Source organism: Psychrobacter alimentarius (assembly GCF_001606025.1).
Lineage (GTDB): Bacteria > Pseudomonadota > Gammaproteobacteria > Pseudomonadales > Moraxellaceae > Psychrobacter > Psychrobacter alimentarius.
Map to the genome: position 1 here is coordinate 1,217,621 of NZ_CP014945.1, position 12,526 is coordinate 1,230,146.

General features: G+C 41.7%; 8 protein-coding genes. 3 read left to right on the forward strand and 5 right to left on the reverse strand.

Annotated elements, in window-relative coordinates:
• Positions 1–32 precede the first annotated feature (32 nt).
• Positions 33–497 (reverse strand): hypothetical protein, encoded by a 465-nt coding sequence (locus tag A3K91_RS05100; protein ID WP_062844290.1) that lies wholly within the window; start codon positions 495–497, stop codon positions 33–35.
• Between the two features lie 267 nt (positions 498–764).
• Positions 765–2,747, reverse strand: a complete 1,983-nt coding sequence (locus A3K91_RS05105) for a hypothetical protein (protein WP_062844291.1) — start codon at positions 2,745–2,747, stop codon at positions 765–767.
• A gap of 660 nt (positions 2,748–3,407) precedes the next feature.
• Between A3K91_RS05105 and aceE the strand changes: the two genes are divergently transcribed.
• A complete protein-coding gene (aceE, locus tag A3K91_RS05110) occupies positions 3,408–6,224 on the forward strand; it encodes a pyruvate dehydrogenase (acetyl-transferring), homodimeric type (RefSeq protein ID WP_062844292.1) in 2,817 nt (938 codons plus the stop codon).
• Positions 6,225–6,248: 24 nt separating this feature from the next.
• Positions 6,249–7,934, forward strand: coding sequence for a 2-oxo acid dehydrogenase subunit E2 (locus A3K91_RS05115; RefSeq protein ID WP_062844293.1), 1,686 nt, complete (start codon positions 6,249–6,251; stop codon positions 7,932–7,934).
• 168 nt (positions 7,935–8,102) lie between these two features.
• Here the strand turns inward: A3K91_RS05115 and A3K91_RS05120 are convergent, their stop codons facing one another.
• The gene (locus tag A3K91_RS05120; RefSeq protein WP_062844294.1) at positions 8,103–8,744 is read right to left on the reverse strand and encodes an OmpW/AlkL family protein; all 642 of its coding nucleotides are present in this window, start codon (positions 8,742–8,744) and stop codon (positions 8,103–8,105) included.
• Positions 8,745–9,540: 796 nt separating this feature from the next.
• Between A3K91_RS05120 and A3K91_RS05125 the strand changes: the two genes are divergently transcribed.
• Positions 9,541–10,524 (forward strand): ion transporter, encoded by a 984-nt coding sequence (locus tag A3K91_RS05125; protein ID WP_062844295.1) that lies wholly within the window; start codon positions 9,541–9,543, stop codon positions 10,522–10,524.
• A gap of 103 nt (positions 10,525–10,627) precedes the next feature.
• On the opposite strand, the gene A3K91_RS05130 is transcribed toward A3K91_RS05125, so the two are convergent.
• Positions 10,628–11,275, reverse strand: coding sequence for a TerD family protein (locus A3K91_RS05130; RefSeq protein WP_062844296.1), 648 nt, complete (start codon positions 11,273–11,275; stop codon positions 10,628–10,630).
• Positions 11,276–11,357: 82 nt separating this feature from the next.
• Entirely contained in the window at positions 11,358–12,479 is a 1,122-nt protein-coding gene (locus A3K91_RS05135; protein WP_062844297.1) for a helix-turn-helix transcriptional regulator, read from the reverse strand.
• Between the last annotated feature and the right edge of the window lie 47 nt (positions 12,480–12,526).

Sequence of the window (12,526 nt, forward strand, 5' to 3'; positions counted from 1 at the left end):
AGAAGGTTTAAGATAAAAGCATTGTGTAAGTATTAGTTGACTACCGTGTTGAGTGATACGGTGGCGGATTTCATGGCTGGTAGTAGCTTGATATTCCAACGAAGGCTACGGTATTCAGAAAATGGCACTTTTACTACTTTGCCGTTTACTTTACGCATCAAAGGCATGTCAGCATAGTTCTGACCATCAGTACTGGCTTGAGCGCTGGCAGGCATGGCGTCACCTGTAAATACCATGTTGGTAGGAATTGGTAGTGCTACCATCAAGTCGTTAATATCTTTATTGATAGTATTGGTATAAGTTGCTTTGTACTGAATAACAGTACCCTTTGGTGCTGTGCGTACTGGCGAATAAACCGTTTTACCTTCTGCATTTTTGATAACTTGGTTAGCAGTTAAATCCATTTTCAATGTATCATCAGCATGAGCGGTACCTAATACACAGGTAGAAGCCAATGCTGCTAATAAAATATTGGGTACAAGCTTAAATCGTTTCATATAGAATCCTTGTCTCGATCGTAATGCTAATAAGGTGTTAACTTACAAATCGCGGAATAATTAACCTGAATCTGTTATAGAAAGTACGCATAAAAAATAGGTAGTTTCCTCTTTGGTGATTTTCACGTAAACGATACAAATAATCACTATAAAGACGACAAAGGGTTTATTAAGGTGACCAAACGGCAAAAGCCCTATCTTGGCAGATAGGGCTTTTTAGCGTAAAAAGGGAGGCTAGTAGAGTAGGTGAGAAGTAATGATTGATCGCTACTGAGTGTCTACGGTAGTACCGTATTTAGTGTTGAAATAAAATATGCGTTTATCCTTTTTAGGCAATGTCTGAGATATGGTTCTAATCGTGCCATTTTGTCCATTGTTCAGGCCATCGTTGAACACATTTGCTTCACGAGCAGGGGTAGTCAGGACTGAGGTTACAGTCGCATTATTGACCCCTTTTTTCTGTAAAATGTCTTGCATGATAAAATTATCAATAGGGATATTGGCGCGATTGGTCGCTGTAATTCTATAAGCAATGCATTGGCCTGGACGTATATCAGGGTTGTCACCTTTTTCATTCAAAGCGTCTTTGCTGTATTTGAGCGAGGTATCTGTAAAGGAGATGATGTCGCACTTATTTGCTGCTTGTTCTTTTTCTAGTACTAAAGCTGAGTTCTCAACAATAACTCTACCAAAGTTATTGTTTGGATAGTTATAAGTAGACGATTGAAAATTAAGGGACCTACTGCCTAAAGTAGTGCGTATTGGAAAAGAAGTAGAACCTTCCTTTCTTTTTTCCACTAAACATAGATTGGAATATCCTGCCAATTGTGCTGCAGAAACATTGATCGAATACAATCCATTAACTGCGACTGGTTGTGAAGCAATAATTGTCCCTGAGCAATTGGTCAGCTCGACCGTACTATCGTTATCGGAAATAACAGTTTCGGCATTGGGTGCAGTGTTATCGAATACGCCATTAAAGTAATTAGCATTATTGGCGTAAGGACCAGTCGCAATATCGGCATTAGAGGCATTGGCACTAGTGATGCCGCCATTGTCATTGAACACAGTGCCAGAGAAGTTATAATTGTTTATCGAGTTAGTGATAGTACAAGTTATCTCATCGCCATATGTCGTATTAGCAAGTGTAAACGAGCGAGTTTTAGCAGTGGCGTTGTAAGTCATTGCAGCAGTTGGCATAACTGTGGTACTACCAGTCGTGGCATTGGTACATGTATAGGTAGCGTTGTAGCTTGCGATATCACCAAGTGCTGTACCATTGATGGCTCGTTCTGTAATAGTGTAGCTTGTGTTCTCAGCCAAGGTCAGTGTAGCGCTAGTACCGTTTGTAATGGTTGAGCCTGTGCCAGTTGTGGTAAAGCTGTTTGTCGCTATTGAGCCTCCAGTAGCAGTTATCTCAAATTGATCTCGTTTAGTGTCACTATCATTCACGCGGTTGCCATTGAGTGCCTTTTTGATTATCAGTTTAGGCGGTGCCAAGCAAAAATAAAAGTCAGAGTAGCCTACAGCGTGTGGGCTATTTACTTGTGAAAGTGTATTGTTGTGCTTAAGGTTTAGAGCAATATTTGCAATATTGTAGTTCCAAGCGGCATCTATAGTACATCCTCCGGCACCACAATTCAGCCCTGAACGAGCTGTTACAATATCGCGAGAAGCATTTATTGTATGGAAGTTATTATTAGCGGTTAGTTGTCCTTTGCTAGAAGAGACATCCACTTGTTCAATATAAGGTACTTGCCCAGTAGCGCCAGTTGAGTCTAGATCTTGAATTTTATATCCAGTTTTACTCGTAGATTGACCCACTTTGACATCTAAAACATGGTTGGTTTTAGAGGTTGCTGACACAGGAGAGTTATGAACCAAGTTTATAGCTGAAGTGGTTACACCGCTCAAGCTATCGTAAAAAGGGGATTCAGCATTTGACGGTGTGCTAATGGCAGTAGTGGTTTTGTCTAGTATGTTAGAAAAGGCAATCGTAAATGTTTTATTTCCAGATGACTCTGTGAAAGTAAAACTTTTGGTTGTTTGTCCAGCTGTCCAGGTCAACGTCTGGGAAACGACAAGAGACGACGAAGTAGAAGCAGGAGGATTGGCACCAATATAGTACATTTTATGATTGGCAGGACACATACCAGTCGTAGAGGTTTCATTTGATGCAAAATCAGCACGAGCACTATTAATAGTAAGTATCAAACTCAAGAATAGAGCAGATATAATAAAATTTAGCATTTGACTGACGTTAAGGTATTTACCCAAGATTGGATATCTATCGATACACATCTAACCACCCCGATCCAAGTTTGTATCAAATGAAAATTACTGTGTAAGAAAAGTAAAGATTAGTAATTTTTATTAACTCAATATATCTAAGATCATTACTAAAAGCTTTTTAAAGAGGATGAAAGGTTCATTTAGTGCGATGAGTAACCATATGATTATCAATTCCATTATAATGAAAAACTAAAATAATTTGGTAAGACTGTAAATATTTACCTAATCACTAATCAATATTTATTTCAAAAATACTTGTCATATCACCATTTCTTTATAGCTATAAACAACTGTGGCATAAACGCCTATAATAAAGGGTTATTATCGTTTGATGGTTGATTATAGGAGCTAGGCTGAGAGCGTATTTTACTATCTGATTATTCAGTTAGCATACGATATATAGATGCACAGTAGTACCGTTTCTACTTTAATTACGTTGGATGCCCAAGATTATGAAATGATCAAATGCAGCCGTATACATGCAGAATACTGAATGTAATTTCTTGAATTAACAAGGAAGTCATTGAGCAAACCATTCCCTTAAGACAGTATTGAACAATACTTTGACTTAACAACATCCTGTTTTTAGGCAGGGCTGACTGACAGAAAAGGACAGTAATGATGAATTATTATAAGGATGCTGATAGCACCGAAACCCAAGAATGGCTTCAAGCCTTTGAGTCTGTTCTCAAGCATGCAGACAAGGATCGTGCTCAGTTTTTATTAAAAGCGCTATACAACATGGCGGTTCAAGAGGGGTTACCATTTAACCGCCTCGATACAGCCTATATCAATAGTATTGCTGTTGAAGATGAGCCAATGTACCCAGGTGATTTGGGTATGGAGCGTAAGATCCGTGCGTTGATTCGCTATAACGCTTTGGCGATGGTCATGCGTGCTAATAAAAATGATGATGATTTGGGTGGTCACCTAGCTTCATTTGCTTCTAGCGCAACGCTTTATGAAACGGGTTTTAACCATTTTTTCCGCGCGGCAAGTGATCACTTCGGTGGTGACATGATTTATTATCAAGGTCACTCAGCACCAGGTATCTACGCGCGCTCTTATTTAGAAGGTCGTTTGACTGAAGATCAGCTTGATAACTTCCGCCGTGAAGTCGGTGGTAAAGGCTTATCAAGTTATCCGCATCCGTACCTGATGCCTGATTATTGGCAATTCCCAACCGTTTCAATGGGCCTAGGTCCGATCATGTCGATCTATCATGCTCATGTGCATCGCTACATGGAAAACCGTAAACTGTTAGAGAAAGAAGGTCGTAAAATTTGGGCATTCTTAGGTGATGGTGAGACGGATGAGCCAGAAAGCTTGGGTGCAATCTCTCTTGCTGGTCGTGAGAAGTTAGACAATCTGATTTGGGTTGTTAACTGTAACTTACAGCGTCTTGATGGTCCAGTACGTGGTAATGGTAAAATTATCCAAGAGCTAGAGTCGGTATTCCGCGGTGCGGGCTGGCGTGTGATTAAGGTTATCTGGGGTGGTAAATGGGATAGCCTGCTTGCCAATGATGATACTGGCGTTCTCAAACATCGTATGGAAGAAGTGGTCGATGGTGAGTACCAGCTATACGAAGCGCGTACGCCTGAATTTACTCGCAAAGAGTTCTTTGGTAAATATCCTGAATTAAAAGAAATGGCAGATGCATTGACTGATGAGGATATTGCCCGTCTAAACCGTGGTGGTCATGATCCACAAAAAGTGTATGCTGCGTTTAGTGAAGCGATGAAAACCAAAGGTCAGCCAACGGTCGTACTGGTCAAAACTGTCAAAGGCTATGGTTTGTCCAGCACAACACAAGCGGTCAATAAATCGCATCAAATCAAGAAACTTGATCAAGAGGCGCTCGTTTATTTCCGTGATCGTTTTGATTTGCCATTTACAGATGAGCAGCTAGAAACGCTACCGTTCTACCGTCCTGAAGAAGATTCGGCAGAAATGAAATACTTGAAAGGTCGCCGCGAAGCATTAGGCGGTCACCTACCAAATCGTCGCAGTGGTCACATTCCATTGAATATTCCTGAACTGTCAATATTCGATCGAGTGTTGAAAGGTAGCAATGGTAAAGAGCAATCAACGACAATGGTATTTGTACGTCTACTATCAGCCATGCTGAAAAATAAAGACATCCAAGATCGCGTCGTGCCAATCGTACCAGACGAAGCGCGTACTTTTGGTTTGGAAGGTATGTTCCGTCAACTCGGCATTTACTCTGCAGTTGGCCAAAAATATACGCCAGAAGATAGCGAAGCCTTGATGGGTTATAAAGAAGCCATCGATGGTCATATGCTAGAAGAAGGTATCAACGAAGCGGGTGCAATGAGTACATGGATTGCCTTAGCAACCAGTTATTCTGTGAACGCGCTACCAATGATTCCGATGTACATATACTACTCAATGTTCGGTTTCCAGCGCATAGGTGACTTGGCTTGGGCGGCAGGCGACTGTCAAGCACAAGGCTTCTTACTAGGTGCCACTGCGGGTCGTACGACTTTGAATGGTGAAGGTTTGCAGCATCAAGATGGTCATTCACAAATTTTATTTAACGTCGTACCAAACTGCGTGACTTATGATCCTTGCTATGGTTATGAGCTAGCAGTTGTCGTACATGATGGCCTACGCCGTATGTATGGAGAAGGTGAGCGCGTTTATTATTACTTGACCTTGATGAACGAAAACTACGATCAACCTGCTATGCCTGAAGGTGCCGAAGAAGGTATCAAGCGTGGTATGTATCTGCTTGAAGACAATGGTTCAACTCAGGTGCAGCTATTGGGCTCAGGTGTGATCTTACGTGAAGTACAAAAAGCCGCTAAGATCCTAAAAGATGAGTTTAATATCACCTCAAACGTTTGGAGTGTTACTAGCTTTAACGAGTTGACTCGTGATGGTATGGTTTGTGACGACTACAACCGTCTACACCCAATGGATGAAGAGAAAGTGCCATGGGTTACTGAGCAATTAGCACCGCACGAAGGTATTGTAGTAGCAGCAACCGATTATATGCGTAACTACTCAGAACAAATCCGTGCTTGGTTACCGGACAACCGTCCTTATACCACTTTAGGAACGGATGGTTATGGCCGTTCTGATACTCGTGAAAACTTACGTAGTTTCTTCAATGTTGATGCAGCTCACATCGTTGTTGCAACGCTTAAGCGCTTAGCAGATGAAGGCGAAGTGGAAATGCGTTTGGTTAAAGATGCTATTTCAAGTTTAGGTATCGATGTGGATCAGCCACCTGCATGGCACCAACAGTCTTATTATGATCATTCTCCAGATGCACCAGCACCAGGCAAAGTAAACCCAAGCCCTGTACCTGAGTTTGTCGCTGAAGACGATGAAGAAATCAGCAATGAAGGTCGTGCTGAAGATCAAGCAGATGCAACTTTACTCAATGACGGTGATGTCAAAGAATAATAATCATAAGACTAGGAGATAAACATGGATATTAAAGCCCCCGATTTGGGTGTCGATAGCGCCGAAGTCAGCGAGATTATGGTAGCAGTGGGTGATGTTATCGAAAAAGATGACAACATCGTTTTGCTAGAGTCAGATAAAGCCTCAGTTGAAGTACCAAGCTCTGCCGCTGGTAAAGTCACCAAAATCAGCGTTTCTGTTGGTGATCAAGTCACCGAAGGCATGGTATTGATTGAACTAGAGAGTGCTGAGGTAAGTGACGATGCTGACGACAAAGCCGAAGAAGTAACTGATGCAGAACAAGCAGACGAGAGTACTGAAGACGCAGCTGAAGAGGATACAGACGTAGAAGAATCGGCTGCGGATGCTAGTGAAGGCGCATCGACCACCCATGCACTACCAGATATAGGCGTTGACGAAGCGCAAGTAGCTGAAATTATGGTGAGTGTAGGTGATACGGTCAGTGCTGATGAGTCTATCTTATTGATTGAGTCAGATAAAGCCTCAGTTGAAGTGCCTGCACCAGAAGCAGGTGTGGTCGAAAAAATCTTGGTAAATGCTGGTGACACTGTTGCTAATGGGCAAGACTTTATTGTCATTAAAGCGGCAGGTAGTTCTAATGCAAAACCAAAAGCCGACACTGCTAAAAAAGCGGATAAGCCTGCACCAAAAGCTGGCGATAAACCGCAGCCAGCTCCAACAGGCGAGCCAAAGCAAGCACCTGCGCCGACCTCAACTGCGGCATCTACGGATAAAAAATTGACCGAAGCACAAGTCAATGAAAAGCTTGCAGATGTATACGCAGGCCCTGCTGTACGTAAACTGGCGCGTCAACTAGGTGTTGATATCACACAGGTAAATGGCTCAGCACTAAACGATCGTATTCTAAAAGAAGATCTGTTTGCGCATGTCAAAAACCGTTTGACCACTCAGCAAGCCGCGCCAGCTGCTCAGGGCGCTGTTAGCTCAGGACTGCCAAAGCTACCTGACATGAGTAAAACTGAGATTTGGGGTGAGACGGAAACGCAAGACCTTAGCCGTCTTCAAAAGGTCTCAATACCTCAGCTTAACTATAATACGTTATTGCCACAGGTCACTCAGTTTGATTTGTCAGACATTACTGAGACTGAAAAACTGCGCGGTGAGCTAAAAGGCAGTATGAAAGCTGAAGGTATTGGCCTGACTATCTTGGCCTTCATTGTTAAGGCAACGGCATATGCCCTCACGCAGCACCCACGCTTTAACAGTCATTTGAGTGATGACAACACCCAAGTGATTTTGCGTAAGAGCGTCAATATGGGTATTGCGGTTGCGACTGATGACGGTCTAGTGGTGCCAGTGATCAAAAACGCACAGGATAAAGGCATCAAGCAGATCGCCATCGAAATCGGCGAGTTAGCAGGCAAAGCACGTGATAAAAAGCTCACCACGAAAGACATGCAAGGTGCAAGTTTTACTATCTCAAGCCAAGGTATCTTAGGCGGTACGGCGTTTACACCACTTGTTAACTGGCCACAAGTGGGTATCTTGGGAGCATCTGAAGCGACCATGCAGCCTGTTTGGAATGCTGCAAAGCAGACTTTTGAGCCGCGCTTAATGCTGCCACTTTCATTGTCTTATGACCACCGTGTCATCAACGGTGCTGATGCAGCGGTATTTACCCGCTATGTCGCTACCTTATTGGCTGATCCACGCCGTATTTTACTCTAGGTTTGATTATCAGCTCTTAACATAATTGATTTAAAAAAAGACTGTCTACGGATGGTCTTTTTTATGCTTGGAAGTTTTTGGAAAACAATCATTACCATCAATAAAAAAAGTCAGTTATCAAACTGACTTCTTTATTTACGCTATTTCATCTGTGATATCTTTGATATATTAGAATTGTTTAACAAATGCCACGCCGTATACCCAAGGGCTGATATCAACTTCACCAATATCTAGCGTTTTACCAGCAACGTCTACACTTGCGTCGGTCTTGATGTCCATATAGCGAGCATCGATACGAAAGGATTCAGTGGGGGTGAAAGGAATATCAAGACCGAGATGACCAGCAACGCCAACACTGTCATCCAGCTTTAAGTTTTCGTATGTATCGCTATAAATTTTTTCTTTAAAAAAGGTTGTGTAGTTCACACCTACGCCAATAAAAGGTTTTACATTCATAGGCATATTGTAGCCGTCAAAGTGATATTGTAGAGATAGGGTAGGCGGTAGATGCTGAGTCTTTGCATCAATTGTGGTGTCACCAGCTGTTAAAGTGATGTCATGATGAAAAGGAATTGCTGCTAATAGCTCGACTCCTACGTTGTCGGCAATGAAGTACTCGCCACTGATGGTTGGACGGATATCGCTATCTACATCAACATCTATCGCTCCATTTGCAAGGGTGCCATTGTTATTCTTAGGATCGACCATATGGGCACCAGCAGCAACTGACCAAGTACCTGCAGGGATTGCAAAAGCAGTATTCACAGTCAATGCAGTGATAGCAGCTAAAACTAGGGATTGTAGTTTCATCGTTTTATTCCTCAACATGATAGATGGTTTTTGGTAGAGATCTAATGAGGGATGACATTAGCTACCGATACACAATGTTATGATTACTCACTAAAGAGTAACATTGAGATTATATTATAGTATAAAACCATGCTAACTGTAAGGTTTTTTAAATGTATATGAGACGGTTTTATACGATAGATTATGTCAACTAACGTTTTAGTCAAAAAATTGGGAGTTTTGAGAGAATTGGTTATCATGATGGGATGATAGTTGTTTTTTATATCGTGACCACATGAAACAAAACTGTCTTCATATATGCTTTATCTATAAAACTTCAAAACTAAAGTCCTGATTTCAAATTTGGTCTTGTTTACCTAACACTTTTTGGATTGATAATTATGTTATAAAAAAGGCGTATATATTATGCTCGGCTACTGTAGTAATTCTCCTCTACGCTGTGAAAAAGCACGTTCTATGGAAGCATTGAATCAGGTAGATTCGTGTTGTCCTGAATGTCATCTATATTTACTGCCTGCCCAAGATATAAGCCAGCAATTACGCTTAGAGGAAAAGGTGTTACAGTTTGCTATTTTGCTCATCGCATTCATATTACTCACATCTGCCTATATTTATTATTCAAATTTTGTATAATCAATGACGTTTGACTCAAGTAAATAGAACTATGTGTCACTAACGTTCTTTAACGTAGTACCGAATAATTGTCATCAGCGATGACTGCGCTAAAATCCAAAAAATATATTTACGATGTATGTTTTATTAACATAAGATCAGTGTTTTACCAATTAGGGACGTCATGCTACTCCAATCTATACGGCGCTTGCGTCTTTTTGTCTACAATATCTTGCAGAACGATGACCATGACACGTTCTTTAGCCGCTGCGTTGATTATTTTTTAATATTTTTGATCATGACCAATGTAGCAGCGGTCATTGCAGAGTCTGTTGATCAATGGTATTACGGCTATCAAACCTATTTTACTTGGTTTGAGAATTTCTCTATTGTGATATTTTCTATTGAGTATTTGCTGCGATTGTGGAGTGTGGCTGAGGCGAAGCCAACAAACACGACTTGGCATCAGCGTTGGCAATGGTTAAAAAGCCCTTCAGCGTTGATAGACTTGGTGGCGATAGCACCTGCGTTTCTTAACTTCTTTGTGAATATTGATCTGCGCTTCTTACGCATTTTGCGTCTATTCCGTATCCTCAAATTGACACGATATTTCGCCTCTTTACGTATTCTACTGGTAGTCATTAATAAAGAAAAAGGCTCATTTCAAGCGGTGATTTTTATTTTGATCATCATGATTGTCACTGCTTCTAGTGGTATTTATTTGGTTGAAAACCATGCCCAGCCACAGGTGTTTGAGTCGATACCCAAAGCTATGTGGTGGGCGGTGGTCACGCTAACTACGGTTGGTTATGGCGATGTCATACCGATTACCACTGCTGGTAAGATACTGGGTGCAATTATTACTATATTGGGTGTCGGGTTGGCAGCATTACCAGCTGGTATTTTGGCGACAGGGTTGGCAAATGAGCTTGCTCAGCGTCGTGAAGAGCTAGAGCAGCATTTTCGAGAGCAACTGATTGATAGCGATTTTGATTTGATACAAAATCAGATAATGATAGATAAGATTCGACGTGAGCTTGGTTTGGATAAAGAGCAGGCGCAAGGCATCGTGCTACAAGTATTACGTGAACAAGAACTTGAGCGCCGCGAGAGAGAAGTGGAAGTCAAACAAAAGAATTTTTGTCCGAACTGCGGCGAGGCATTATAGAAAACAAAACAGTAAAAACGGCGAGTATAAAGCTAAAAAAAGGGCTGCGTTTTGATAACGTAGCCCCTTTTTATATAGCAATTGAATAGGTGTTGTTAGAGTTCTATATGCCTTGTGGAATAGGAAGCGCGCGTGCAAGTTCATGGGACACGCCTTGCGCTGCTTCCACCATGTCTTCGGCAGAAAGTGGTAAATTATGTAATGTTAAATGCCAGTCCTCTATTTCTCGGCGCAAATGCGCTACCCAAAGCGTGGTGCAATCACGCGGAATCTGCTTTAAGTTGACCTCAAAGCACCGATTGCCTTCATCATCACTAAGATGAATCTCACCTTTTTTCACTCTAGAAAACGGATGGCCATGATAAGAGTTGGCAATCAGGGCAATATGGGTAATATTGAGTGGCACTTTTTCTAAAGACAGTCTGATTTGCTCTTGGTCAAGTGGCGCCAAATACATGGCTTGTTCGCCACGATCTTTACCATTTAAGCTATCACCTTGATGTTTGACCGACTCAGCTCTATCACGCAACTGTTTGAACCAAACAATGTCGTGAATGGTGCAATGAGTATCATATAGGACGCACGCCAAATCGATATCAATTGCTTCTTTATTCTTCTTAAAGCGTTTGAGTAAACCTTTTGATTCAATTTTAGTAAAGTCATAATTTAGTGCAAAAAACAAGGTTCCCGCATCTATACCCAGCCCTTTTAAGCTTTCTGAAAGTAGTGGTGATGGGGCAGTGGTCGACATAACATTCCTTTTTAATTCTTAGTTTTTAAATGCCTGTATCCATGTGAATACAGTTAAATTTGAGTGGTGTTATAGTTAGGCATTATTCATTATTTAGCGATTTATCTAATACAGCTTGATATAGCAGTTCAGGTTTGGCGTTTAATAAACCATTGCCAAAACCGCGCAACCACCAAACCAGCTGTGACGTCAGATTTACAGTGGCTTGGATGGTCAAGGTGTCATCGTCGTTTGACATGACAATTTGATCATCGCTCAGCTTACTTTCGGTTAGGCTTTTACCGGCTTGCTTGGTAAATTGTAGCTCAATGGATGTATTTTTACCACGGTTGGGCAGCTCGCTAAATAATGGGTGACTAAAGCCCATGCCACCTGCGTCCAAATACGTATCAAGCTGAAAATTCTCTGGCGTTTTTGCGGCGCTGTCGAGAATTTCGACACTGGCAAAACGGTGCAAAGCAAACGTACGAATGATGGATTCTGTGTCGTCGGTACGAGTGGCGACCAAATATATGATGACACCGCGTTGAATAATAGCAATTGGATTTAGAGTATATTCACTGGCCTGAGATTTATCACCACGAGTATAGCTGGCTTTGATTTGTAATTGATAAAACAAAGCATGATAAATGTTGTCTTTACTTTCTAAGTTGATATGCGGCGCAATCAAGGGCTGAGTTGCAGGTTCAATACGGACTCTATCTATCCATGAATGCGTGACTTTGCTGTTTTTTAATTGTCGTCTGGCCAAGTCAAACCAAGGAAACAATTCATCCAAAATAACAGGGGGCAGTAGCTGAGTCAGATTGGCTTCTACCATATTAAAAGCAACGGCTTGCGATAGATTCATATGAGGCAAGCTCTGTAATGGTGCGTCATCGCACCAGCGCCAACCTTGTGGATTGGCATTGTTTTTTTCAATAGGAAAGCGTTTGGCCAGTGCATTTAAATCACGCTGCACAGTACGCAGACTGATGTCAAAGCCTGCCATGATAAGCTGTTCAAATATATGGGTTGTGCCTACCCAGCGATTACGCTGTAGCTGAGATAGCACTTGCCATTGCCGTGCTGTTGTGGCTGCGCCGTGGCGATTGTCGCTTGTATCGTTCAAGACCTGACTGTCCGTTGCGACTGGTATGTTAGTCTGCTCATCAGAATCTGTCTGTCTTTGAAGAGAGTTAGCATCAGTAGGATGTACAGTCATTAAGAGATAACCTTTATAAAGTTACAGTCAGTTTTTATACGTGTTAG